We start from the raw sequence: 24,088 nt of genomic DNA, 5'->3' as shown, positions 1-24,088 counted from the left end.
ATTATTTCCAATCAATAATGATAGTATTGGCAGTCGTGTCATTACGTAATGACAGATTAAAGGTGGCTTCAAGCGCCATAGAAAGAGATTGCGTTGACCCCATTTTGAAGTTGGCACTGGCCTTTAGGTCTCCAATTTTGGGGTCATTTATAATTATTTTTCTCTCTGTATATCGATTTAATTCGGCAACAATGACTGATATCTTTTCATCGACAAAGATATGACGTCCATTTCGCCAACTTAAATCCGATTGAATTCGAGTGGGATCGACACGTGTCATTTCATTGGTCGCGGACAGATATCTATCTCCGGGTAAGAGCTCGACAGGTTTTGCTGTTGGTTTCTTCTGCGCTTTGTCAGACAGATTTACTTCGTCGACTTTGACCTTGCCTTCAAGCAAAGTGACTTGGGCATCGGCAAGATCGAGGCGGACTTCGAATAATGTCCCGAGGGCCGTCACGCGGCGCGATCCTGCAAAGACAACAAAAGGTCGGCTTTCGTCATGTGCAACACTAAAGACGGCTTGGCCCTTTAAGAGATAAATCGAGCGTTGGTCCGCGCTTAAATGCACTCGAACTTCGCTATCCGTATTCAGCTCAATCAAAGACCCGTCATTCAGAGTCCGCGTTAATTGCTCTCCAACGGCCGTTGTCAGCAACAAGCTGTTTGTATCAGCCTGTTGATCTTGGGGCTCTAGCTTGTCTGCATATTGCTCTGTATTGTCTTGTTGAAGGTGTGACGAGAGGTCAGGCCAAATCGCAATCATCGCAATGAACATTGCCGCCATGGCGGCCACGACAAAAGAGGCCCGTTTAAGGATGTGTACGCGCGCTCTGGTTTTACCGAGGCCCAGATATTCTCGGCGTAGGGCCAAAATATCTTCATCATCTTGCAGCGCACCAGCGCCTTCATAAAGCATCACCATTTGGTCATAGGCTTCTTCATGCAAAGGTGATTTAGACAGCCAAAGAGAGAAGGCGCGGCGCTCGGCTTCGGCACAATTTTCGTTTTGCAATATTGTGAACCAATACGCCGCTTCCGCAAAAGCATCGTTTTCAGGATAACTCAAATCCGAATGATTATAAGTCTGCGAAGTCATAGCAATTCCTTCAGAGTATTTAATCGCTTCAAAGCAGACATCATGTGCTTTTCAACAGAACTGATAGACATCCCTGTCACATCAGCGATTTCTCTATATTTCAGCCCCTCAAATCGATTCAGAACAAAGACGCTCTGTGTTTTGGGAGGCATTGCTAGAATGGCTTTTTTAACAAGCTCAAGTTCTTGGCGACCTGCCAATATTCTATCTTGTGATGGGCGCTCACAAAATATTGGTGTGTCACTCGAATCTTGATGTTTGTCGGCCTTTGACGTGCGTTGCCGACGAGAACGATCTTTAAGGAGATTGCTCGCGATGGTGAAGATGTATCCTTGTGGGTTTTTAAGCCCTTCAAGGTCATCTTTCTTTATCACGCGCGCAAAGACCTCTTGAACGCAATCATTAGAGTCACTGGCGCTCAACCCTTGCCGTAAAAAATACCGCAAGAGTGGGCGCTGATAAACCCCAATCAAACTCTCTATCGAGAGTTTGTTTTCTGGTGTTAATTTGTCAGACTCACCACTCATTCTATTTATTTCCCCGGTGCATATCCATCAAAGTTAAAATGTCATGCGGGCCCCGACCGTAAAGCGTCGGCCGCCATTAAACTGCCTTGATGTTGGGAAGAAATAATCCACATCACCATCGCCAAATTGAGAACCAATACCCGCGCGGATATCGGCTTCATCTGCGCTCGTTAACAAATCATCACCTTCGGCGAAGAAGACCATCATTGGACGGTTTCCACTCGCTTGCAACGTATAAGAAAGCCGTAAATCAAGCGTATCAAATTCAGGAGTGATACCGTTGAGGTTAAACTCATCATAGCTCGTCGCTGAGGCTGATTGATAAGTATAAATAACGCTGCCCGAGAAAGGGCCATCTTCGTAGCGCAATGACGCATTACCCGCCCATTCCGATTGGCCGATCATCGGACGGTCTTCCAAGGTGAGGGTAAAGATATTTCCGTCATCATCGCGCGCCGATTCGAGTTCGTTGAACGAGCTTTTCGTATAGGTTACATTGCCCAAAACGCTGAAGTTTTCGATAAATGACGGCCAAGATTGCGGCATGAAATCAAGCTGGCGAATAAGTTCGGCTTCGAAACCATAAATGTCTCCGCCCTCACCGTTACGCGGTTGTTGCAAGAAATATTCCGCATTCTCTGGCAGAGCCGTCAGCGCGGGATCAATGGCTGTCAAAGGCGAAAGAATATCCAAGACCCGTTGCCTTAAATCATCACCTGTTGCCTCATCCGCTAAGAGCGTGCTGGTAAAATTGTTTGATATCTTTTTATAGAATACGCCCAATCGAATAAGACCAGGATTGTCTTGGAAGTAGTAAGAGAAGTCTAAGTCAAAGTTATCCGTTGTTGAAGGATCCAGATTGGGATTTGGCTCTCTAATTGTAGCCCGTGCAAAATCAGGTCGCAGGTCCAAAAGCACAGTTTGCGGACGCGCGATTTTTTCAATCCCCGGATGCACGGTCGATCTGAAATAAGCGCCGCGGACAACCATCTCATCTGATGGGCGGTAATTTGCAATCACACTGGGCGTCCATGTTTCTTGGACGCTGGCTGTATCCACAAAATCAATCAAACCAGCGGCAATGAAAGTTTCGCGTGGCACATTGCTAAACCCAGGTTCGTCGAGGCGAATTGACGGCGTGGAAATCGCTGTGCCTGTGCGTTCTTCCCGCTGATAGCGTACGCCGCCAACCAGTTCAAAATCTCCGACAATAGCCTTACTTTCTACATAACCCGCAAAGATCTTTTCTGTGATGAGCGCAGGGCTTTGCGCTCCGGCGACATCGATAGGGCTCGCATCACGGCGGTCTGTAAAAGTAAACCGCGCTTCATTCTCAGCCGTGTTCGGATCGTCCTCAATAAGATTGGCTATACCGTCGATGAAAGTCGAACCGGTGCCGGGTGTGATAAAGGGAACCCCTGCACCGGCTACTCCGATATCAGATAAATCTCCGATACCGAAAGCGTTCGCATTGATATCCGCCAAATATGTATTCCGGCCGATAATGCGTGAGTAAGTTTGATAGTTTGTTAGGTTTGTCGTCGACAAGACGTCGTCTGAATTTGACCGCTTCCGGTCATCATATTTTCCGCCAACCTCTATATAATCCAAGACGCTGTTATTGAAATATTTGCGGGCATCAAGCTCTAGCACATAGCTGTCTGTTGTATCTTTGGCATCTGCCAAGCTTGCAAATGTCATATAATAAGATGCAGGATCGACGAGATAGCTTTGCCCTGCGCTTGATAAGTTCAATAACGGCGCGCCATTGGAAGCAAAACCAACACCGCCGCCCACTAAACGTGGAGTCATCGCTGCATTATCATCCGGCGTGTAAATCGCAAAATTTGGGTCGACCAAATTATCAATATCGCTGTTGATATCCGAGAGGAAAGTCGATGAAATCGAGAGTCTATCTTTTTCAACTTTGGAAATGCCGAATTTATAATCGAATTCCCAATCATCTATATCTGTTTCGCCGCGAAAGCTAAGCGTGCGGTTTTTTAGGTTTTCAGCGGTATCCGCTATCCCCAGCGTTGGCCGGAATGCGCGAATATATGTTCGGCGCCGTACTTCATCCCCAAGCTCTGGCACAGGCATATCTGTCGCCGAGGTTAAATAGCTAGCTGTTGTTCTGGATGTTGAAAATTCTGCATCGCTTTCAATGTTCTGCAAATCCAATCTTAGACGTGTATGATCAGCCCAGTCATATGCAAAGTTCAAAGACATTGTCAGGTTTGATTCGTCACGCACGCGCGAGAAATAATTTCCCCCCGTGTAAAGCGGCTGATCAATAGCTGCATCAAAAGGATAGTTAAAACTTTCGGGCAGAGTGAAAGCAGAGGTGAATCCCGCAGGTAGAACCGGCGTGATGGTCTGCAAAGTATTAAGGTCGTAATTTTGCGCATTCGTGTCACGATATTGCACCGTGGCCGACACGCCAAAATTATCCGTCAGTTGATAAGCCCCAGTGCCGCTGATTTCAAATTCATCACCAAAACCTCCGGCGAAACTTTGTTCGCGCTCCAGGCCAACACTGAAATATTTCTCACCATAATCAAGACCAGAGCGTGTCTCAATTTCAACCAGTCCGCCAGACCCTGTGGCTTCTTGGCTTGGGAGGAGTGATTTCTGAATGGTGACTTGTTTAATATTATCCGTCAAGAAACCACTCAGATCGATAGATCTGTCTGTACCTGTGCCTTGCAAATCAATGCCGTTAAGCTGGACGTTAATGGCTTGCGAATTAAACCCTCTAACAGAGATACGGTCACCCTCACCTGACTCTGCGTCTCGGGTAAAGGTAACGCCCGATACGCGGCGCAGCGCTTCGGAAATTGTCTCCGCAGGAAAACTACCCATAAGGTCAGATGAAACGACTGTAGAGCTGTTAGACGCTGAACGCTGTTGGTTCAAAGCCTGCTGTAGTGAAGAGCGGTTCCCATACACAACCAACTCTTCAAGGGCGTTTCCCAATGAAAAATTTTGCGTCACCGCCTGACCTGGCTGCACAGCGATTTGACGCGCTTGAAATTCTGAACCCAAATAGTTCACTGAAATTTTATACTCGCCCACAGGCGCCGTCGCGAAACGGTAAAATCCGCGGCTATCAGTAGACGTTGTTCGGCCCGAACCTTCGAGCAAGACAATCGCGCCTGCGAGTGACTGCCCTGAAATTCTGTCTTTGACTTGCCCTGAAATCACGCCGGGCGTGGCCTCCAAGTCAACACGATAAGGGACGTCTGTACTGACAACAGTTGGCTCAGCGCCGCCGTCTTGAACTTGGGCGCTTTTTGTCACCGTTGCTGATTTAGTTGCTGTTTTCGATTCCTTGATTGTCTGTCTAGGAGTCGGTTGGGTCGCCGCTTCTGTGATAATAAAAACATCAGGGCTTGGTTCTTCAAATGACAAACCTGTACCCGAAAGGATTTTAGACAGGCTCTCTCTTGGCTGCCCTGTATAGCTCTCTTCTGCCGCAATACGTTTCTTTACGAGGCCAGGAGAGAATAAAATTTCGACATTGGACTCCGTTGCGAAATTATTCAAAACTTCACTTAAATCTTTTTGCACAGTCACCGAAGGTTGCGCATAAACAGGCATAGCCAATACAAATAATGCCGCCCCGCATATCAAGCCCGATTTTAGTGAGCGATTTTTCACTGAAGTCATATGTGTCCCTTTTTTTCGCTTATATATTATAAGACGCAGCCAAGAGAGTTTTCCTCATATAATAATCGATTTTATTTTTCATGCTTCATATTTGGGCGCGATCTTTCATTCATCATCAGATAATCTATGGTCGCAAAAACTTTATACATTCCTTTGTTTTTCCTATTGTGTTTGTAATGATATTTTATAACATATTCGACTATGACGACCTCTACACATTCTTTGCCGGCTGAGGCGTTTGATACATCAAAGCTGTACCCTAAAGCCCATTCGCGAACCCAGCTTGTATCAGAAGGTCCCCCTTACACAGAAAAAGCCCAGAAAGCCGTGCGACATATAGAGGGTTGGAAAAATCTAGCCGCGACGCTCTGCTCGGATGCGAGCGATAGTCTGCCCGTGCAAGATGGATTGACAAGACATCAACAATACAAGAGCTTGATATCAGCCGCGTAAGAAAATGAATACATTACGCTTTAAAAATCAGTCCTAAGAAACCCATAGGACCAGCTAGGAAAAAGGAAATAAAGGAAACCCATATGTATAAACCCTCCCCCCGACACATTTTAATGACGAGTACGATTTTAGCCTTCGCGGTGGCCTCACCATCGAACGCAGTAGAGGGGATGTTTACACCAGATCAATTACCGGAAATTGCCAAAGACCTTCGCGCTAAAGGCCTGAAAATGAAGCCTAATCAAATTTCTGATCTAACTGGGTTTCCAATGGGGGCTGTTGTTTCATTGGGGGGGTGCACAGCCTCTTTCGTATCACCCCAAGGTCTCGTGGTGACAAATCATCACTGCGCTTATGGGTCTATCCAGTATAATTCGACAGAAGCCCAAAATTATTTAGAGGATGGTTTTCTGGCTGAAAACCTCGAAGCAGAATTACCCGCAGCGCCAGGGTCTCGCATTTATGTGACCGTCGACTTAACAGACGTCACCAACAAAGTGACCGGCGCGCTTTCAGAGGATTTATCTGGCGAAGCGCGCTTTGCTGCAATTGATAGCAACCGTAAATCCCTCGTGTCTGACTGCGAAGCCGATGAGGGCCATCGATGCCGCGTCGCCTCTTTCTATGGCGGCCTGCAATATAAGCTTATTAAACAGCTAGAGATCAAAGATGTTCGTCTGACATATGCCCCTGCGGGCCCGATCGGTAAATATGGCGGCGACATTGATAACTGGCAGTGGCCCCGTCACACGGGTGATTTTGCCTTTTATCGGGCTTATGTATCTCCGGATGGAAAATCCGCAGATTATAGCGAAGACAACGTCCCATTTTCTCCGGAACATCATTTGAAAGTTTCCGCCGGCGGGTTGGATGACGAAGATTTCGTTATGGTTGCAGGCTATCCGGGCAGTACCTCACGTTATACGCGCTTGGCCGAAGTGAAAAATACATTTGATTGGCAATATCCAACTTGGCAGACCTTGCTGGATAACTGGATTGGAGCGATTAATAAGGCTTCTGAACCTGGAAGTGATGCCCGTATCAAATATGAATCGCGCCTTGCGGGTCTCAATAACTTTAATAAAAACCTTGGCGGACAAATTGAAGGCGCGCGCCGCGTTGGCCTCGTCGATCGCCGGGCGCAGCGCGAAGCTGCTCTGAATGATTGGATTGCCTCTAAGGCCCCTAATGCAGGCTATGCCGAAGCGATTGAGAAGCTTGATGCCTTAAGCGCGGAAACCGCCACGGCCGCACGATCAAGCTATTGGTATAATAACGCCACGAGGCCCCAATTACTGGGTACCGCACAGCGTTTATATCGTCTCTCTCATGAACGCCAGAAACCAGACGCCGAACGTGAGAGCGGTTATCAAGAACGCGATATGGACCGCATGAAACAAGGGCTAACGGCTATGGATCGCCGCTATGACCCATCTGTTGATAAAGCGGAATGGATGGTGTTCTTGAAAGGTTATCTGGAGCAACCCGCGAGCGAGCGCGTCAAAGCCCTAGATACGGCCTTGGGATTGCGCGATGGCATGAGCGACGCCGCGCTCTCAGCGAAATTAGACAGTTACTATTCTGGCTCTGATCTGGACAAGCTTGAGACGCGGCTCAGCCTGATGGAGGCCACCCCTGCATCGCTAGAGGCAAAGTCTGACCCCTTCATGCGTTTGGCTGTGGCGCTTTACGATCATGAACGCGCCATGGAAGCCGAGAGCAAAGACCGCGCGGGTCGACGCGCCGCGCTCCAGCCTAAATATATGGAAGCCATTATCGCATGGCAAAAGGACCAAGGTTTCACAGCCTATCCTGATGCTAACTCAACATTGCGTGTGACTTATGGCAATGTTTTGGGCGGCTCGCCCAAAGACGGTATGCGTTATGACCCCTTTACAACGCTGCAAGGCATAACTGAAAAAGATACGGGTGAAGACCCCTTTAATTCGCCGCAATCACAACTGGATTTAATTCAGGCCAAAGATTATGGGCGCTATGCGTTGGGGTCTATCAACTCTGTTCCTGTAAACTTTCTGACTGACCTTGATTCTACGGGCGGTAATTCTGGGTCTGCGACCTTGAACGCGCGCGGGGAATTGGTTGGCTTGCTCTTTGACGGAACAATCGAAAGCGTAAATTCAGATTGGGATTTCGACCCACGGACAACGCGCTCTATCCATGTGGATAGCCGCTATATGCTCTGGGTCATGGAGAAAGTGGACAAAGCAGACCACCTCTTGAAAGAAATGCACATCGTTAATGCCCGTGGGCGCGCGGTAAAATAAATCCGCGCAAACATAACTGAGGAGACCCTAGACCATGTCAAATCGTAGACAGTTTTTAGCCGCAACCGGCAGTGCATTTGCGGCGCTTATGGCGAGCGGTTGTGTGTCATTACGCGGCTCTGCCCCCTCTGGACAGCGCTTGAATATGGCAGGCTATGGTCCCCTCAAAACTGACCCGAAAGGGTTGCTCGACTTGCCCGAAGGTTTTTCCTATCGCTTAATTTCAAGCCTTGGCGATGCGATGGATGACGGCGGCACCGTACCTGATAAAGCCGATGGCATGGGCTGTATCGATATCGGCAATAATGAGATTGTCTTAATTCGCAATCACGAGCTTGTCGCTTCGGATGATAGCGGCGGGCCGATAGCAAAAGGCTTTGGCACGCATAATGGCTCCATTTTGCCAGGCGGCACGACGAACATAGTTCTGGATGCCACGACCCTAGAGATAAAGCGGCAATTTCGCTCGCTTGGCGGGACGATACGCAATTGTTCTGGCGGCATCACGCCTTGGCAAAGTTGGCTGACCTGTGAGGAAGCCCCCACAGGGCCCGGCCAAAAATACGGGGATGGACTGGCCCTTAATCACGGCTGGGTCTTTGACGTTCCTGCCAATGCAACAGGGCTGATAGACGCTGTGCCGCTGCGCGCGATGGGCCGCTTTAATCACGAAGCTGCCTGCGTCGACCCCGAGACAGGCTTTGTTTACATGACCGAAGATAGGGACGATGGCGTTTTATACCGTTTCAAGCCTAACACCCCGGGACAACTCGCCAAAGGCGGCCAATTACAAGCCATGGTTATTGATGGGATTACAGATACTCGTAATTGGGACGCCATCAGCATGACCGCCAGAAAACAATTTACCGTCAGCTGGGTTGATTTGGATAATGTCGAAGCCCCAAAAGATGACTTGCGTCTGCGCGCCAAAGCCAAAGGTGCTGCCCTGATTGCCCGCGGTGAAGGCATACATATGGGAGAAAATGCACTCTATTTCTGTTCAACCAATGGCGGCGCAAAGACACTCGGTCAAATCTTCTGCTTACAGCCCGGACGCGGCCTTGGGCCCGATAAGGTAGAGTTATTCTTTGAAAGCGAGAGCGAAAGCCAATTTAATTATGGTGACAATCTTTGTGTTGCGCCCAATGGCCATCTTGTCATTTGCGAGGATCAATATACCGATATTGTTGACAATCATCTTCGCGGTATCACACCCGAGGGGCGTCCCTATGATTTCGGACGGTTACATATGCAATCTGAACTCGCGGGGGGATGTTTCTCGCCTGATGGAAAATGGTTCTTTGTCAATGCCTATGCCCCCACACGAACATTAGCCATCACGGGCCCTTGGCACACATAAACGCCTTACAGTCAATGTCGAAACCAATGATGAACGGAATAGGTCACGGATAGAACGTGGTCTGAAGGAAAATCCCTGGTGGAGCCTAGGGGAGTCGAACCCCTGACCTCTTGCATGCCATGCAAGCGCTCTACCAACTGAGCTAAGGCCCCTTTCAGGATAAGTTTGCGCGGTTTAGTCTCCGACGCCGGAGCGGTCAAGACGACTTTTGCCGTCCTGACAATTTAAGTTCATATTTTACAAAGACTAGATTTCGATTTCTTCATCGTCATCAAGGTCATCCGCATCATCAGGCGGCGGCATTTCATTGTCGTCATCATCGGCAACAAGAGCTGCATCTTCGTCTTCGTCTTCGTCCTCTGAATAGCCGTCATAGCCTGGCTGTTCGTCATCGCCGCCTTTTGCGCCGCCGATAACTTGAACATCGTCGCCATCAAGCTCGAGTTCTTTCGCCGCTTCTTCTTCTTCATCGATATCATCTTCATCGATCTCAGCTTTGGCGTCTTCATCCTCATCATCGTCATCATCGTCTTTAGGCTCAGGTGGGAGCTGTGATGAAGGAAGGATTGGAACAACATTGAATTGGTCCCAAGCGGTTTCAGTCCCACACATAGGACAGAGCGCGGGGTCTTTACCTAAATCGTAAAATTTAGCTTCACATTCAGGGCATACACGTTTTGTGCCGAGGTCAACCTTCTTTGCCATATGGGTCGCGTCCTTTGCGAATGGCGCGAAGCACACTTTGTTCAATAGGTACTGCGCGAAAATATTTTTTGTGTTGCGTGAATTTATGGGCGTTGTAAAACCCGCATCCCGCTAATCAAACCGCGTCTTAGCGTCTGGTTTAATCAAGTCAACCTTCAATGGGTGTCAGGCCTTAAATATGTCCAGTTCTAAAAAGCAGCCAGCCGGCACACCTCCCCCCGCAAAAAGTGTCAAAAGCGCCGCTTTAACAGGGGTAGTCAGAGCCCCTGGTGACAAATCCATATCTCATCGTTCGATCATTTTTGGCGCCATGGCAGAAGGCACAACCGAGGTCACAGGTCTGTTGACGGGGGATGACATCCTATCGACCGTCGGGGCGATGCGAGGCTTAGGCGCAGAGATTACAGAACAAGACGGCACATGGTTTGTTAAGGGCGTTGGCAAGTCAGGCTTGCAATCGCCAAAGACTGACATTGATTGCGGCAATGCGGGCACAGGTGTACGCCTTATCATGGGCGCCGCCGCCGGATACCCGCTCAGTGCAACTTTCACAGGGGATGCTTCGCTCTCCTCGCGGCCAATGAACCGTATCCTTAATCCCTTGCGGGAAATGGGCGTTTCCGCCAAAGCTCGGACAACCGACAAAGGCGAAGAAGGCCGATTGCCTGTCACCTTAAAAAGCAATGGCGCCTTAATCCCGATTGAATACACACCGCCCCATGCCTCGGCTCAGGTGAAATCTGCGATTCTTTTGGCGGGAATCAATACTAAAGGCACGACCACTGTTGTTGAACCGACCCTTACCCGTGACCATACAGAAAATATGCTTCGCGCATTTGGCGCCGTGGTTGAAACAAAATCTCGCAAAGATGCGACTCACATAAGCGTCACCGGCCCTACCCCGCTTAAGGCTGCAAAAATCAATGTCCCCGGAGATCCATCCTCGGCGGCATTCTTAATCGTTGCGGCGCTGATTACGCCAGGGTCAAGCATCATCATTGAAAATGTTATGATGAACCCAACACGTACGGGCTTGTTCGAAGCCCTGACCGCCATGGGCGCTTACCTTCGCGCAGATAACTTCCGCAAATCAGGCGGAGAAACCATCGCAGATATCGAAGTGAAACATTCCAAATTGGTTGGCATTAATGTGCCAGAGAACCGCGCAGCCTCTATGATTGATGAATATCCTATCTTGGCCGTCGCGGCGGCCTTTGCCAGCGGCACCACAATCATGAACGGTATCGGAGAACTACGCGTCAAAGAGAGCGACCGCATCGCGGCCACAGCCGCGCTACTTTCGGCAAATGGAGTCAAAGTGGCTGAACGCGAAGACGGACTGACGGTTACAGGAAATGGCGGCGGACTTGTCAAAGGCGGCGGCATTGTCAAAACGCATCATGATCACCGCATCGCCATGAGCGCACTGATTTTAGGTCTCGGCGCGGAAAACCCCGTGACGATTGATGATGCCTCTATGATTGCCACAAGCTTCCCAAGTTTTTTCGCGCTTATGCACACACTCGGCGCGATAATTGATTACACACCCCCGGCAGACGCTCTATAAGGCGTTTCATGGCGTTAAAGACTGCAAAGCCCAAAGTAATTGCCATTGACGGCACCTTTGCCTCTGGCAAAGGCACGCTCGCCAAACGCCTCGCCGCCCATTATGGCTTGTCTTATCTCGACACGGGAAAGCTTTACCGCGCAACAGCCAAATTAGTCATCGACGCAAAGGGCGATCCTGACTCAGCGGTCGATGCCGAAAAAGCGGCGCGCGCCTTAAACGAAATGGACATTGATAGCTTTTTATCAGACCCCACTTTAAAAAGCGGCGGCATTGGCGCGGCGGCCTCCAAAGTGGCTGTGCATCCCGTTGTTAGACAAGCTCTCTTTCAATTACAGCGGGACTTCGCCAAACAAGGCGCAGTTTTAGACGGGCGCGATATCGGGACCGTTATTTGCCCTGATGCTGATGTGAAGCTTTATGTCGATGCCAAGGCTGAAATTCGCGCCGCTCGCCGCCATGCTGAACTTGTGGGTTATGGTGAAGACATCAGCTTTAAAACGGTTTTGGCACAATTAAAAGAACGCGACAGCCGCGATATGGGCCGCAAGGACGCACCGCTGAAACCTGCCGAGGACGCACATTTTTTAGATAGCTCTGACCTATCTGTCGAAGACGCCTTTGACCGGGCCTGTCAAATTATTGAGGCGGTCATTCAACGACAAAGCCAATGACACCTGGCGTTAAATTTTTAACAGCCCGAAAAATTCCTTTTTCATTACATGAATATGCGGCTGACCCAGCGGCAGACTCTTATGGTCTAGAAGCCGCAAGCGCCCTCAACCTCCCGCCAGAACAAGTCTTTAAAACTTTGGTCGTGTCTCTGAGCGGCGACGCTTATGCCGTAGCCATTTTACCCGTCTCGCAAATGTTGAGCATGAAACGCATTGCGAAATCTGTCGGCGTGAAAAAAGCACAAATGGCTGACGGGGCTGATGTAGAGCGAATGACAGGATATGTTCTTGGCGGGGTCAGCCCATTGGGACAAAAAAAACGATTGCAAACTGTGATTGATAAGAGCGCCCAAAACCACAGCACAATTTTCATCAGCGGGGGAAAAAGGGGGTTAGAAATAGAAATGCCCCCCGAAGCCTTGGCACAATGTCTAAACGCAAAATTCAGTGAGCTTACGGCCTAAAGCGAAAAGACCATCGTTGACTTTCCGTCCTTAGCCATCGCGGCTTGATAGGCAGGATCACTATGCATTTGATCTAGCCATCTTTGGCAATTGATATGAGCCTCCGTCACATAGCCGCGGCTCTTGGCCGATTCCATGCAATAGCTCATGACAATATCGGCGGCCGTAAGGGAATCGCCCGCGAACCATTTATGACGCGAAAGGTCTGCTTCGGCCTTATCCATCAATAATTTCAGACGTGGCTTAACAAAGCTGTCTTCGGCTTTGCCCAAAACCGTTTTGATGAGCGGCCGCAATAAGGCGGGCACACGTTTTTTTAAAACACCAAAAACGGCCTCAAAGGTGAGCATGGGCATAAGGCTGCCTTGGGAAGCGTGATACCAGAATAAATAATCTTCGCGGGCGGCATTGCCTTTTTCCGGCCTTAAGCGACCATCATCATGCATATCCAAGATATAATCGATAATGGCATTTGTTTCCGAGAGCGCCATATCCCCTATTGTGATGACAGGCGACGTCCCCAAAGGCGATATCGCCTTATAGTCGGCGGGCGCCAGATTAGTGGTCTTGTCTCGGGCATATAATTTAAGCGTATAAGGTACGCCCAACGCTTCCATCAGCCAAAGAACCCGAAAGGATTGTGAATATTCGAGATGGTGAACGGTTATCATAGAGTGAGAGGTGCCTTATTCTGGTCGTCCGCGTCAATGACGAATATTATTCTGTCTCTCAAAACGCAAATAAAGCAATTTTTTTGCTTTTTTTAAGAGATGACTTTTCCCGTGTGCCGCCACGGGAAATCGCCGCAAACCCCCATAAGACCGACGATATTTCGATACGATTCTAATTGAAATTTCTGAAATCGCACCTATGTCTAAGGGGAAGAAGTTTTTCAACGAAAGGGGAGTATATGTCTAATTTTGAGTCTCAAATAGAGACGTCTAAAAAAGAAGTGGCCGAAGCACAGGCAAAAATTCAGGCCTTGTCATCACAAATTGAGAGCGCCCGCCAGAAAATGGAAATGGGCTCTGATATCACAATCGACATTGAAAATGCCTCATTAGATGATGTGCATGCACATGCCGACACAATGAACGCGAATATCGCCGAGCTTATCCTAGGGCTTGATGATGTGACCGCTGGCTTTTCCAAAGATTTTGATAAAATGCGCGACCGTACAGGTTGGGAAAAATTTATCGGCATATTCTCTAAACAGCGCGCCGAGTCTTTACGGTCCGAGCGTATTCGCACCGCCTCGATTGAAGATAAGCTGCAGGATCTGATTTCCAAATCCAACACGATCCAGACCATGCTCCAAGACCAGCTAAACCAATTGCAAATGCACAAAGACCAAGTGCAAGCCAATCTTGGCGTGACCCTCACTAATCGTGAAGCCGCCGTTAGCGCGCTAGAGCAAATTAAAGTCGATTTGCTGGCTTTAGACCCTCAGATTATTGAACTTGAGAACAAACTATCCGTTGAAACAGGCCCTAGAAAGCGCGCCAAGATCGAATCCGAGCTTGCCAATATTAATGCACAATATAACGAGCTGGCCCAACAAGAGCAGGTCAAGCTGGCCGAGTCGCAAACGCTAGAACGCTATATTGAAAAGGGTAAAACCTGGGTCGATAGTTTGCAAAACCAAGCTGCCACACAAATGGTGCTGATTAACAAGCTACAGACCGACACAAAGCAACGTGTTATCCTTTATGATGCCTTGTCGAAATCTTTGAAAACAGCACAGCAGCAAGATGTGGCTCATAAAATAAACGAGATTGGTGTGGCCACAGATAAAGAAGCCCAAGTCGCTATGTCGGCTATCGGTGCGGCGACCAATAATAAAATGGCTGAAATGATGGAAGCGCATGAAGATCACATTGTGTTCGCCCGTAAGGTTTTGGAAGAAAAAGCCAAGGCCGATGAGCGCTTTGCCCGGCGGTTTGAAAAAATTGTCGAGAAGCACGATGCCAATGCTTATGGTCAATAGATGACGGTCATCGACCAGCTACAATACGACCACAAAGCCCTTGATAGCGCTCGGGCGACACGGCGATATTTCGCCAAGTTCGAGCGCATCATGATGCATCTGTCAGAGGTCGCGGCGTTATCGAATAAAGAAAAACTTATCACGACCGCAGAAGCCCGTATTTTGGCGGGCTATCTGGGGGCGCTCACGAATACTTTCACAGCGCTATCTTATAAATTCCTGATGACGCACCGTATTGGAGACCGCGAAAGCGCCTCTATGAGCATCGACAAAACTGAGAGCGGTTTTCCGATCTTTCAAGAGCTGATGCAAATGGCGTCTGACGCGACTCAGGCCAAGAAGCATCTGAAATCTTTGCCAACACAAGAGCGTTTGAAGAAAGATATGGTCACACATATTTTGACCGAAAAATCTTCACCGACCCCGCTACAATATGCCATGAGTCAGCGGCTCTATTACGAATATTTGGATCAAGAAAATCTATTCCTGACGCAAAATCATCCGCAGCTTGTCTGGGTCGGCAAAGAAATGCGGGATGGAAAAAATGGCGGACGGCGGCGGTATCTGGTGCATTGGGCGGCCTATGACAGCCAAACCAACCTACCGGCCGTGTATTTAATGGAACTCGAAGATACAGCCTCGCGCGCTCTCGTCCATGATGAACGGCGATGGCCCCAAGTGCAGTCACATCTGATGGCGCAAGCGGTTTCGAGCCTAAAGCTTTTGACGATTGCAAAAGGGTTTGATTCTGATTTTGACTCTTTGCACCCCAAGCTTTTGCGGCGCTTTCATTTAGGGCCGATGTATAGCCACGCCTATACAGAACAACATGGCCCTATCCGAGATGTATTGTCCGAAGCCCACGGCGAAGCAGGCGAAGACTGGGCGCTGGCTTGGACCGTTGAATCGCTTTTATCTGAGGACACAGTGCAAGAGAAAACAGGGATTTTCAAAAAATCCGAGCGCCAAGTTTATAAATTAGATGCGGGGCCAGCCGGCAAGGAATCAGGCGCAACCGATACACAGCGCTCGCTTATCCTGCCGCATCCTGCCTTCCAAGTTCTCGAAGAAAAGCAAGCCGCGCATTTCAGGAACACGCGTAAATATGTTGTCGGGCATAATAAAAAAATACTGAGTTATAATTAGGGAAGTCTATGTCTGATTCCGGAAATTTAATGGCGTTGAAAGAGGCCCAAATCCGCGAAAAATATAGCGCGGCTGAGGCGCTTCTTAGCGGGTTTGACCATACGCCGCGCCTCGCGAAAAAACAGGACACAAAACTCTCTGCGTCGAGCGAGCGCTCTCCGGGTATCGGGACGCGTCGCCGCTTTCGCTCAACAACGCCAGGCCTTGTGACGCAGTCCACAGCCCGCCCTGACGGCGTGCACCTTATTGACCGTATCTATGCCGCAGATGAAGGCGACGCCCTCGTCACGCCGAAACAGGCCAATGTGGTCCACGCGCTGCGCCGCTCTCTTGCAACCGCTATGGTCGTGTCAGATCAATATAGTGACCAAACAGGGCTGTCGGCGCTGAAGAAAGATAATCTCGGCGGGAATTTATCGGCAGGAAAGAAAAGCGAATTCAGCGAAGGTCTGGCCGCCTCTGCGGTTATAAGTGTGCATGTCTTTGCCAATATGGCGAGCCATCTGCTCTCCTCGGCCCATGCTGACGGGGCGGATTTAAATGTCGAAATCGGCGAAGTCGAAGAAGTCCTCACGGATAATCCGCAGCTCGCCCTCACGGGCGCGCTCTGGGAGCTTGATCAAGACATCGCCTTGTTTGGCGACGAAGAAGACAAGCTCGTCCCCATTGTGACGGCCTTTCTTGAAAAGCTTATGGATAAAACGGCGCTGCGCGCCTCTAATATGCCGCGCCTGAAACCCTTTACCTCGGTGAGTTACCGCGTCGAAGCGGATGATTTTGACATTAATGGTTTCGCGCCTTTCTCTCGCGGGAAAAGCACAAAACTAACGATGACATTTAAAAAGCCGAATGAAGTCGTCGGCAATCACATCGCCAAATACCAAGCGATGAAACTGTCCAAAATGCTCATGGCCTATGATTTTGAGCGTAAACTAAATCCCTTTGCCGAACTGGGCGGATTTATCTTTACCTTTATGGGCGACGGCGCGCCGGGAACGGGCAAGACGACCCTTATCCAAATGATGGCGGGGATGGTGTCGGAATATTGCAATAATGCAGGCTATCCATTCCGCTTCCAAAACCTCTCCACCGATTCCATTGATAGCTATCAGGGGAAATCCGCACAAAACGCCAAGGCCTTTATCAATAATGTTATTGACCCGAATGTTATCGGATTTGGCACGATTGATGATATTGATCAGCTCGCAGGGAAACGCGGGGACAGGCAATCTTCTGCGGGGCAACTTGAAATTACGGCCGTGTTGATGGAAAGTTTTGCGGGCGCCAATACCGTTGTGCGCGGCAATTGTACCTTTGGCATGTTTTCTAATTACCCCGAAAATGTAGACGATGCGCTGCGGCAACGGGCGGGGGCAAGGTTCCTTGTCGACGGGCCCCAAACGCGCGAAGACTATATTGATATTCTGCATTTATTGATGGGTAAGAACCACGACATCCCTGTCGGTAATCATAAATTATTTGAAGCCCAGCAAATTAAAAAAGCCGTCGCCGCGAGCTATGACAGCTATTCCCGACCCAAAGAAGACGGCTTGATAGAAGTGTTCGACAAAGTGTCCAAAGAGATTGGCAAGCTCGACACGATTGCAAAAATCGGCACTTACCTCAAAGGCATTCAAATGGCGGATGCGCGGTTCACAGGCCGCGCGATTAAAAACATTACCGACGCCGTAAAAGTCCGCGCTATGGATTTTGAACTGCCTGATGAGTGGATGGAAAACACGGATTTATTCCTGTCCAAAGATTACGACACGAAAAAGAAAATGATCGCCGATATGGCCCAGCCCATCACGGTCGAAATGCTCATCCAAGAAATTAACCGCTATGCGGACTCAGAATTCCGCTACGCCGATAAGAGCGACGAAATCGCCATCGAAAATATGGTGCGCGATTATGGCCGCCAGGAGGAAGCGAAGAAGCGGTATTTGGGGGTAAGGAGTGAGTAGTAGAGCGATAATCGGGCTAGCCATTTTACTTACCATATTGTTGACTGCTGTTACGGTTGCCATTGGCTTTACGAAATACTGTGAGCCGAATGGGATATGTATATCCAATTTTGCTGCCTTTTTACAATCGCCACCAAATGAAAAGGGCGATACTCTTGCTGGATTAGCAGGTAGCTTGGCTTTTCTTTGGATAATTACAACAGTTCTCCTGCAATCGAAGGAACTCGCCCTGCAACGAGAAGAACTTGAACGTACGAGAACGACCTTGGAAAAACAGACACTTTTTCTTGCAAATCAAGACGAAGATAGAAAGACAAAGGAGACAGATGAAACAATAAACGCGAAACTAAAATCATTATTAAAAGAATTGCCTGAGGTTGCTTTCGATAGGTTTCTACTAGTCAAACAGCAGGGTAATGAAACTGAACTTAAAAGGGTCACCTTTTTAACAAAAGAGAACCTTTCATTGGATACCCACACGTCCCATTACACCAATGCCATAATTAGTGTTGAAAGAACGATAATGAATATGGTTGAAAACGGATGGGTGGTTGATGACCCTACAAGACCAAAAAGCTGGTTTAAGTGTAGTCAGTTAGCGAAAGAGATTTGTGATGATTTAGTAAAAGGTTCGAGAGCGAAGTATGAAGAAGTGATAAACGAACATCAAATTGAAAAACTCGCGAAAGCCTTAAATGATGCTTTGCGAAATGAAATCATATGGGAAAAGTCAACTAGTGAGATACAATCATGATGCGTCTCGTTAAAGCTGGCCTTATGTTTGGCAATTTGGTGGCGGTGACGTCGCCGGCTTTGGTGGAGCGGTATAATCGCGCGCTTAAGCATTTGATTGACAAAGAAACGGCCCTGACGGAATTCCATATTGATATTGCGGGTTATTCCCCTGAGATTGGGGATGAGCTGGGCGATGACCTTTATCTGAATCCCAAGGGCTGTAATCAGATGTTTATCCTTCTGACGACAGATCAAAAGACCGCGCCTTTATTGCAATCTAATTTTTCGACCTCTCGCTCTATCATCCGCGAATATATCGAAGAGAATGAAGATCAGCTTTTCGCCCTGACCGCGCGCGAAGCCGTGGCAGGGGAGTTGATGAATTCTGTCTTTGATATTTCGTCCCCATCTGACCTTTTGCAAATCAACCAGATCGAAATTGAGGCTGACACCATCCAAGAACATGTCGCCGAGGCCAATCATCTGGGCGAAAAAATCGACCAATTCATGACCCAAGACGATGCGTGGTGGGATGATGTTCTTATTGCGGACATGATAGAACTAGCCAAACGCACAGGGAATATTCACCGCAACCCCGTCAAGCTGGACAGTAAAACCTATCGCCAAGGCAATTATTACACGAGCCATTTTGGCGGAATTTATGTCTTTCGCGATGCCAGCACACCAACCCTTATCGCGCGTGAAAAGGTCGAGGGATTAGAGGATATTCTAATCGACCAAATCCTGACCTTTGATGACCGCGAAGCCATTGCCAATTTCCTACGCGATGAAGGCCTCACGCAATTAATTGTCCAAGCCCAAAATCAAAGCACCGCCGCCATCATCAAACAGAAAATTGATTTCATTATCATCAGCACTGCCGCCGCGCAGGGGCATAACCTTGCGGGATTAACGCGCCAGAATGTGCGCTTGCTAGAGCGCCGCTTTGCCGATTCCATGCCCGCAGAATATCATGGCCTGATGGAAGTCTGGCGCTGGGCCAGTATGGGCGGCCGCGTTCCAAAATTAAAACCTGACCATCCCGCCTTTTTCTATGCGCTGCGCTCTAGCCAGCACAAAGACAGAGACCTTGTGAATATGATGCTCTCTGATCTTTCGCGTCTGGATTTCCGTCAGCTTTATATTTGCCATAAGAATTTATTCTATCAGACCTATCGTACATGGTCAGACGCAAAGAAAGACTATGTCGTTAGCTTTCTCTCCGATGAATATGTCATGGATAAGGTCGGCGCGCGTGAGGCCCTGTTTGGTGATGAGCCGATGATGGTTGAACCCGAACCCACTCCCTTGCCAACTCCGGCCAAACCCGCAGCGAAGCCAAGCCAGAAAAGCCGTCCAAAGTCCAAAGAAAAGAAACCCTTTAAAAGCCCTTGGGGCGAAGCCTATGCCGATGAACGGCTGTCGCGCCTGAGAGAAAATCAATCTGAGAATGATGACTTTCGTGTCCTTTACAAGGACTACCGAAAAAAATCATATCGAAAGAAAAAGAATAAGAGGGATTAATGGTCGGTTGGATCCGTAATATCGTTATTATTTTCGCGGTTCTCAGCGCCGTCTATGCGCTTTTGGTTGTCACTGCCAATATGCGTCAAACCCAAAAGCTGCGACTTGAATATAAGCAAGACAATAAAACAGAATCCCAAGAAGACTTCATCGAAGACGGCCTACGCAAATATAACCGTTCGCTTCGTCCCAAACTTATTTTAGGGGTTTATCTCATACCCTTCGCTATCGCCATTGTGCTGATATGGCTGGCGCAATATGGGTAACGCATTACACAGTATAGGAGCGTGTTATGAAAGCGGTTAAATGGTTCTTTGCCTTTGTGGCCTTTATCCTCATCGCGACTATGCTGAATTATTTCTTGCCGTCGCGCGATATTGTCAAAATTAACGGTACAGATGTAAAACGGATGGATATTTCCAAAGGCTCGCCTTTTTGGGATAGACCCGATGCCGGCACGAACCGCGAGGCCACGCGCGATGTCCGCTTTATCAATGCCGAACGCGCCAATGGCAAGGCGCGGGTTTATCGTAATGAAGACACAGAATGGTCATTCCCATTTTATTTCAAATTCGATAGCGGCGATCTCAACGCACAGGCACAATCTCTGGCAAAACAAGACGAGCAATGGGTGGCAGTTCGCCATTATGGATGGCGCATCAAACTCTTTTCAATATTCCCGAATGCCACTTCGATTAAAAAGGTGAGCGGGCCGGATGTGTTTTTAATTCCATGGTTTAACATCGTCTTTCTCAGCCTCCTCGCCTTTATCCTGTTTTCGATTTGGCGCGTTATCAATCGCTGGAAGACAAAGAATGTCGACCCAATTACGGATAAAATCGAAGAAGAACTTAGCGAAGCCGCCAAAACCGTCAGTGAACATGCGGATGCGGCGGGTGATAGTCTCGCCAAGCAAGGCTCGGCTATTGGCCGGTTTTGGCGTAAGCTTTTCGGTACCACCAAGCCAAAAGCCTAACGCTCACAGGGATGATCGTGTTTAGACACTATCAGGTTTAGGCGCTGAATAATTAAATGGGTTTATCTTCCATCATATAGTTAAGCGCCAAGCGCCCGCCATCGACATAGATACATTGCCCCGTCACATAGCTTGCATCTTCTGAGAGCAAGAATGCGGCGACACTGGCGATTTCATCAGGCTGGGCAACGCGGCCAAGCGGCGTACGGGAACGAATTTTATCCATCGCATTATCATCGCCGACCACGCCCGCCAGCATATCTGTTTTTACTGAACCAGGGCCAATCGCGTTCACACGAATACCATAAGGCGCAAGCTCCAGCGCCATAGCGCGGGTCATTTGCAACAACCCGCCTTTGGATACGGTATAGGCGATGTAGTCTGGTATCGCGACGGTATCATTAATCGACGACATATTGACGATGCCATAAGGGCGGTCGGTCAACCGAGATCTATCATCTCTGGCTTCTATTTCTTTGACCATATATTTTGCGACCGCTTTTGAGACTAAGAAAGCCCCGCGCAAATTCACCGCTAAGTTCCGATCAAAATCTTCGACGCTCATATCAAGAGCGCCGCCTTTGACTGCTATCCCCGCATTATTAACTAACCCATCAATACGGCCAAAGGCCCCAAGGGTTTCGGCAATCAAATTATGTACTTCTAATTTATTAGATACATCACATTCAACAAAAACAGCTTTGTCGGTACCCGCCGCGAGCTCCTCGCCTGCGCGATAACCTTGATCTGTGTCCATATCCGCCAAAACAACCTTATGGCCGTCTTTGACTAATCTTTGGGCGCAGGCATAGCCAATGCCGCGCGCCGCTCCCGTGACAATAAAAACTTGATCTGACATGGAAAACTTTCTGCCTAATCTAAATAAAAACCCGCTCTCAGATAACTATCGCTGATAACTATCCGTGAACGGGCTTGCTTAACGGTTTAAAGATTTAAAATCTAGGAAAGCTATGACTGTTTTGACAAGAGCTCTTCTTTGAGGTGTAATTTTTCTTTTTTGAGTTGTGATATTCGGAATTGATCTGGCAGCGGACTTCGCATTTCATTTTGTATTTTTTGCTCTAATGAAGCGTGTTTTGAAGTTAATTGTTCTAAATGCGCAGATAATGCCATTCACATCTCCTATAGTGAGTGAGTTATAGACAATGAATATATACCATAATAATTAACGTGAGTCCTAGTTTATTCTGCCATCATCCCTTAAGCTCTGTTAATATGATAGAGAGGTCAATCTGATTAAAGGTTATATATGTCTGATGATCACTCCAGCGATTTGCCAAATGTGGCCAATGATGAGGCCGCCGAGCCAAGCCGCGAAGAATTAGAGGCTTTGCTGGAAAAATTACGACTTGAACACAGGCGTGTGGATCTTGAAATCGATGCGCTTATCGAAACAGGCGTCTCTGACGTTCTGAAGATACGGCGTATGAAAAAGATAAAACTCTCTATGAAGGATCAAATTGTTTATCTGGAAAATCAATTAACGCCGGACATTATCGCCTAAATAGTCGTGTTTCCTCTGGGGTAACGACCGCACAATTCCAAAACAAAGTGGAGGCAAAAGGGAATACCCTTTATCCGCGCGCGATTTTTTGAACCGCTTTTGCCTTATACATCTCTCGGTCGGCGCGGTCTAAAACCTCGTCAATTTCTTCGTCCGGGTCACATTTGGCCACGCCCCAAGCCGCAGTGACGCTCACATTGTCTCGTTCGGTTTCCACGACTTGTTCAGCTATTCGGCAAGATAAAGCGGCGGCTTTTGCAGCGGCAATATCTATGTCCGATTTGAACAATAAAACTCCAAATTCATCTCCACCAAGACGCGCAACCATATCGCAATCGCGAACGCCTTCAGTCAAAACGGCGCTGACTTGCTTTAAAAGATAATCTCCTACCGCATGGCCATGATTATCATTAATGGCCTTAAACCCATTGAGATCGAAAAAGATGACAGAGCTGATGATATTATAACGGGTCGTCATGGTCTGAGCGCGCGACATTTCGCGCATAAAAGCACGGCGATTATAGACAGGCAATAAGGGGTCGCTATCGGCCGCTTGTTCAAGCTCCAATACTTTAAAGCGAAGACGCGCAATCTCATTAGAAAGATTACGGTTTTCCTGCGCTAAACGGGTCGCCATTACGCTTTGGTGATCAGATAGGCGATCACCCCCTTGATTTAAGGCCTGAGAGACCGATTTCAACTTCATTTATATTCCCCAACATCCCCACATCGCGTTGTATAGGGGCCGAGAGTTAAGAAACGGGAAATAGCGCACGGGTTTTTCAGTACCGCTATGCCTCGGCACAGAACTGCGCGGAAATCATCTGCCGAGAATCCCACCAGATTCATATTGGATTTCACCCCAGCTTAGTCTAAAAGCCCATGCTTTCCTGCTTCATATTTGGGAAGGCCAAAGCATGACTCGCGAAACTATACCGCCTATCGCCATAATTATGGGGTCGACCTCTGATTGGCCGACAATGGAGCATGCCGCTAGCATATTAGACACATTAGGCGTCCCTTATGAAGCCAGTGTGGTTTCCGCCCATCGTACGCCTGAACGGCTTTTTGAATTCGCAAAAACCGCAGCCGATAAAGGGCATAAAGTGATTATAGCTGGCGCGGGCGGCGCAGCGCACCTCCCCGGCATGGTGGCGTCTTTGACGCGCCTGCCTGTTTTAGGCGTGCCTGTGCAAAGCGCGGCGCTCTCTGGGATGGACAGTCTTTTATCCATTGCGCAAATGCCAGGCGGCGTCCCCGTCGGCACACTCGCCATCGGTAAGGCCGGCGCCAAAAATGCAGGACTACTTGCCGTCTCTATTTTGGCTCTAGAAGACAGCGCCCTCGCTGAGAGACTAGAGACATGGCGCGCAGAGCAAACAGCCTCTGTCGGCCTTGACCCTCTTGGATCGGATAAAAAAGACTAAT

23 protein-coding genes and 1 tRNA gene are annotated in these 24,088 nt (G+C 48.5%); 15 read left to right on the top strand and 9 right to left on the bottom strand.

Features of this window, described 5'->3' with window-relative positions; translation table 11 throughout:
• Position 1 precedes the first annotated feature (1 nt).
• From DES40_RS12150 to DES40_RS12140, 3 genes are read right to left on the bottom strand one after another with little or no spacing between them, the layout of a single operon-like run.
• A complete protein-coding gene (locus DES40_RS12150; RefSeq protein ID WP_121102536.1) occupies positions 2-1,099 on the bottom strand; it encodes a FecR family protein in 1,098 nt (365 codons plus the stop codon).
• Positions 1,096-1,626 carry an RNA polymerase sigma factor gene (locus DES40_RS12145; protein ID WP_121102535.1) on the bottom strand — a complete coding sequence of 177 codons (531 nt, stop codon included), beginning with the start codon at positions 1,624-1,626 and terminating at the stop codon, positions 1,096-1,098. The genes DES40_RS12150 and DES40_RS12145 overlap by 4 nt, the downstream gene beginning before the upstream one ends.
• Before the next feature lie 33 nt (positions 1,627-1,659).
• On the bottom strand, positions 1,660-5,295 hold the full coding sequence (locus tag DES40_RS12140; RefSeq protein WP_121102533.1) for a TonB-dependent receptor: 3,636 nt from the start codon (positions 5,293-5,295) through the stop codon (positions 1,660-1,662).
• A gap of 201 nt (positions 5,296-5,496) precedes the next feature.
• On the opposite strand from DES40_RS12140, the gene DES40_RS12135 reads away from it, so the two are divergent.
• The 3 genes from DES40_RS12135 to DES40_RS12125 all read left to right on the top strand — a co-directional run bounded on the left by DES40_RS12135 (position 5,497) and on the right by DES40_RS12125 (position 9,393).
• The gene (locus tag DES40_RS12135; protein ID WP_121102531.1) at positions 5,497-5,748 is read left to right on the top strand and encodes a hypothetical protein; all 252 of its coding nucleotides are present in this window, start codon (positions 5,497-5,499) and stop codon (positions 5,746-5,748) included.
• A 113-nt stretch (positions 5,749-5,861) separates the two neighbouring features.
• Positions 5,862-8,033 (top strand): S46 family peptidase, encoded by a 2,172-nt coding sequence (locus tag DES40_RS12130; RefSeq protein ID WP_121102975.1) that lies wholly within the window; start codon positions 5,862-5,864, stop codon positions 8,031-8,033.
• Positions 8,034-8,067: 34 nt separating this feature from the next.
• A complete protein-coding gene (locus DES40_RS12125) occupies positions 8,068-9,393 on the top strand; it encodes an alkaline phosphatase PhoX (RefSeq protein ID WP_121102529.1) in 1,326 nt (441 codons plus the stop codon).
• A gap of 76 nt (positions 9,394-9,469) precedes the next feature.
• On the opposite strand, the gene DES40_RS12120 is transcribed toward DES40_RS12125, so the two are convergent.
• Positions 9,470-9,545 (bottom strand) — tRNA-Ala (locus DES40_RS12120).
• Positions 9,546-9,639: 94 nt separating this feature from the next.
• Complete coding sequence (locus tag DES40_RS12115) at positions 9,640-10,098, bottom strand: FYDLN acid domain-containing protein (protein ID WP_121102527.1); 459 nt, start codon at positions 10,096-10,098, stop codon at positions 9,640-9,642.
• Positions 10,099-10,276: 178 nt separating this feature from the next.
• On the opposite strand from DES40_RS12115, the gene aroA reads away from it, so the two are divergent.
• Genes aroA through ybaK form a run of 3 tightly spaced genes read left to right on the top strand, consistent with a single transcriptional unit; the run spans position 10,277 to position 12,803 of the window.
• On the top strand, positions 10,277-11,665 hold the full coding sequence (gene aroA, locus DES40_RS12110) for a 3-phosphoshikimate 1-carboxyvinyltransferase (protein WP_121102525.1): 1,389 nt from the start codon (positions 10,277-10,279) through the stop codon (positions 11,663-11,665).
• An 8-nt stretch (positions 11,666-11,673) separates the two neighbouring features.
• Positions 11,674-12,339, top strand: a complete 666-nt coding sequence (gene cmk / locus DES40_RS12105; RefSeq protein ID WP_121102523.1) for a (d)CMP kinase — start codon at positions 11,674-11,676, stop codon at positions 12,337-12,339.
• Positions 12,336-12,803, top strand: a complete 468-nt coding sequence (gene ybaK / locus DES40_RS12100; RefSeq protein WP_121102521.1) for a Cys-tRNA(Pro) deacylase — start codon at positions 12,336-12,338, stop codon at positions 12,801-12,803. The genes cmk and ybaK overlap by 4 nt, the downstream gene beginning before the upstream one ends.
• Here ybaK and DES40_RS12095 read toward each other — a convergent pair.
• A complete protein-coding gene (locus tag DES40_RS12095; protein ID WP_121102519.1) occupies positions 12,800-13,474 on the bottom strand; it encodes a glutathione S-transferase family protein in 675 nt (224 codons plus the stop codon). The two genes, ybaK and DES40_RS12095, sit on opposite strands and share 4 nt — an antisense overlap.
• 239 nt (positions 13,475-13,713) lie before the next feature.
• Here DES40_RS12095 and DES40_RS12090 point away from each other — a divergent pair, with 239 nt between their 5' ends.
• Genes DES40_RS12090 through DES40_RS12060 form a run of 7 tightly spaced genes read left to right on the top strand, consistent with a single transcriptional unit; the run spans position 13,714 to position 21,135 of the window.
• Positions 13,714-14,790, top strand: a complete 1,077-nt coding sequence (locus tag DES40_RS12090; protein WP_121102517.1) for a coiled-coil domain-containing protein — start codon at positions 13,714-13,716, stop codon at positions 14,788-14,790.
• A complete protein-coding gene (locus DES40_RS12085) occupies positions 14,791-15,936 on the top strand; it encodes a hypothetical protein (protein ID WP_121102515.1) in 1,146 nt (381 codons plus the stop codon).
• An 8-nt stretch (positions 15,937-15,944) separates the two neighbouring features.
• On the top strand, positions 15,945-17,900 hold the full coding sequence (locus tag DES40_RS12080; protein ID WP_121102513.1) for an ATP-binding protein: 1,956 nt from the start codon (positions 15,945-15,947) through the stop codon (positions 17,898-17,900).
• On the top strand, positions 17,893-18,654 hold the full coding sequence (locus tag DES40_RS12075) for a hypothetical protein (protein WP_121102511.1): 762 nt from the start codon (positions 17,893-17,895) through the stop codon (positions 18,652-18,654). Before DES40_RS12080 ends, DES40_RS12075 begins: the two co-directional genes overlap by 8 nt.
• Positions 18,651-20,159: a DUF6638 family protein gene (locus DES40_RS12070; protein WP_233345613.1), complete on the top strand. Its 1,509-nt coding sequence runs from the start codon at positions 18,651-18,653 to the stop codon at positions 20,157-20,159. The genes DES40_RS12075 and DES40_RS12070 overlap by 4 nt, the downstream gene beginning before the upstream one ends.
• Complete coding sequence (locus tag DES40_RS12065; RefSeq protein ID WP_121102509.1) at positions 20,159-20,425, top strand: hypothetical protein; 267 nt, start codon at positions 20,159-20,161, stop codon at positions 20,423-20,425. The genes DES40_RS12070 and DES40_RS12065 overlap by 1 nt, the downstream gene beginning before the upstream one ends.
• 26 nt (positions 20,426-20,451) lie before the next feature.
• Positions 20,452-21,135: a DUF1523 family protein gene (locus tag DES40_RS12060; RefSeq protein ID WP_121102507.1), complete on the top strand. Its 684-nt coding sequence runs from the start codon at positions 20,452-20,454 to the stop codon at positions 21,133-21,135.
• A gap of 52 nt (positions 21,136-21,187) precedes the next feature.
• Here DES40_RS12060 and DES40_RS12055 read toward each other — a convergent pair whose 3' ends face one another.
• Positions 21,188-21,994 (bottom strand): SDR family NAD(P)-dependent oxidoreductase, encoded by an 807-nt coding sequence (locus DES40_RS12055; RefSeq protein WP_121102505.1) that lies wholly within the window; start codon positions 21,992-21,994, stop codon positions 21,188-21,190.
• A gap of 110 nt (positions 21,995-22,104) precedes the next feature.
• On the bottom strand, positions 22,105-22,269 hold the full coding sequence (locus DES40_RS12050) for a YdcH family protein (RefSeq protein ID WP_121102503.1): 165 nt from the start codon (positions 22,267-22,269) through the stop codon (positions 22,105-22,107).
• Positions 22,270-22,405: 136 nt separating this feature from the next.
• Between DES40_RS12050 and DES40_RS12045 the strand changes: the two genes are divergently transcribed.
• Positions 22,406-22,660 carry a YdcH family protein gene (locus tag DES40_RS12045; protein WP_121102501.1) on the top strand — a complete coding sequence of 85 codons (255 nt, stop codon included), beginning with the start codon at positions 22,406-22,408 and terminating at the stop codon, positions 22,658-22,660.
• A 70-nt stretch (positions 22,661-22,730) separates the two neighbouring features.
• On the opposite strand, the gene DES40_RS12040 is transcribed toward DES40_RS12045, so the two are convergent.
• Entirely contained in the window at positions 22,731-23,366 is a 636-nt protein-coding gene (locus DES40_RS12040) for a GGDEF domain-containing protein (RefSeq protein ID WP_121102499.1), read from the bottom strand.
• A 211-nt stretch (positions 23,367-23,577) separates the two neighbouring features.
• On the opposite strand from DES40_RS12040, the gene purE reads away from it, so the two are divergent.
• Positions 23,578-24,087 carry a 5-(carboxyamino)imidazole ribonucleotide mutase gene (gene purE, locus DES40_RS12035; protein WP_121102497.1) on the top strand — a complete coding sequence of 170 codons (510 nt, stop codon included), beginning with the start codon at positions 23,578-23,580 and terminating at the stop codon, positions 24,085-24,087.
• Position 24,088: the final 1 nt, after the last annotated feature.

The organism is Litorimonas taeanensis (genome assembly GCF_003634015.1).
Lineage (GTDB): Bacteria > Pseudomonadota > Alphaproteobacteria > Caulobacterales > Maricaulaceae > Litorimonas > Litorimonas taeanensis.
Note: the sequence above shows the minus strand (reverse complement) of the source record. Positions and strands in the feature narration are given on the sequence as shown.

Coding starts and splice junctions, on each gene's coding strand:
- DES40_RS12095 (WP_121102519.1), bottom strand. CDS start 13,474: ATGATAACCGTTCACCATCTCGAATATTCACAATCCTTTCGGGTTCTT.
- DES40_RS12050 (WP_121102503.1), bottom strand. CDS start 22,269: ATGGCATTATCTGCGCATTTAGAACAATTAACTTCAAAACACGCTTCA.
- DES40_RS12085 (WP_121102515.1), top strand. CDS start 14,791: ATGACGGTCATCGACCAGCTACAATACGACCACAAAGCCCTTGATAGC.
- DES40_RS12145 (WP_121102535.1), bottom strand. CDS start 1,626: ATGAGTGGTGAGTCTGACAAATTAACACCAGAAAACAAACTCTCGATA.
- DES40_RS12130 (WP_121102975.1), top strand. CDS start 5,862: ATGACGAGTACGATTTTAGCCTTCGCGGTGGCCTCACCATCGAACGCA.
- DES40_RS12055 (WP_121102505.1), bottom strand. CDS start 21,994: ATGTCAGATCAAGTTTTTATTGTCACGGGAGCGGCGCGCGGCATTGGC.
- DES40_RS12040 (WP_121102499.1), bottom strand. CDS start 23,366: ATGAAGTTGAAATCGGTCTCTCAGGCCTTAAATCAAGGGGGTGATCGC.
- DES40_RS12065 (WP_121102509.1), top strand. CDS start 20,159: ATGGTCGGTTGGATCCGTAATATCGTTATTATTTTCGCGGTTCTCAGC.
- DES40_RS12090 (WP_121102517.1), top strand. CDS start 13,714: ATGTCTAATTTTGAGTCTCAAATAGAGACGTCTAAAAAAGAAGTGGCC.
- DES40_RS12115 (WP_121102527.1), bottom strand. CDS start 10,098: ATGGCAAAGAAGGTTGACCTCGGCACAAAACGTGTATGCCCTGAATGT.
- DES40_RS12150 (WP_121102536.1), bottom strand. CDS start 1,099: ATGACTTCGCAGACTTATAATCATTCGGATTTGAGTTATCCTGAAAAC.
- aroA (WP_121102525.1), top strand. CDS start 10,277: ATGTCCAGTTCTAAAAAGCAGCCAGCCGGCACACCTCCCCCCGCAAAA.
- DES40_RS12140 (WP_121102533.1), bottom strand. CDS start 5,295: ATGACTTCAGTGAAAAATCGCTCACTAAAATCGGGCTTGATATGCGGG.
- DES40_RS12125 (WP_121102529.1), top strand. CDS start 8,068: ATGTCAAATCGTAGACAGTTTTTAGCCGCAACCGGCAGTGCATTTGCG.
- DES40_RS12080 (WP_121102513.1), top strand. CDS start 15,945: ATGTCTGATTCCGGAAATTTAATGGCGTTGAAAGAGGCCCAAATCCGC.
- DES40_RS12070 (WP_233345613.1), top strand. CDS start 18,651: ATGATGCGTCTCGTTAAAGCTGGCCTTATGTTTGGCAATTTGGTGGCG.
- DES40_RS12045 (WP_121102501.1), top strand. CDS start 22,406: ATGTCTGATGATCACTCCAGCGATTTGCCAAATGTGGCCAATGATGAG.
- purE (WP_121102497.1), top strand. CDS start 23,578: ATGACTCGCGAAACTATACCGCCTATCGCCATAATTATGGGGTCGACC.
- cmk (WP_121102523.1), top strand. CDS start 11,674: ATGGCGTTAAAGACTGCAAAGCCCAAAGTAATTGCCATTGACGGCACC.
- DES40_RS12060 (WP_121102507.1), top strand. CDS start 20,452: ATGAAAGCGGTTAAATGGTTCTTTGCCTTTGTGGCCTTTATCCTCATC.
- ybaK (WP_121102521.1), top strand. CDS start 12,336: ATGACACCTGGCGTTAAATTTTTAACAGCCCGAAAAATTCCTTTTTCA.
- DES40_RS12135 (WP_121102531.1), top strand. CDS start 5,497: ATGACGACCTCTACACATTCTTTGCCGGCTGAGGCGTTTGATACATCA.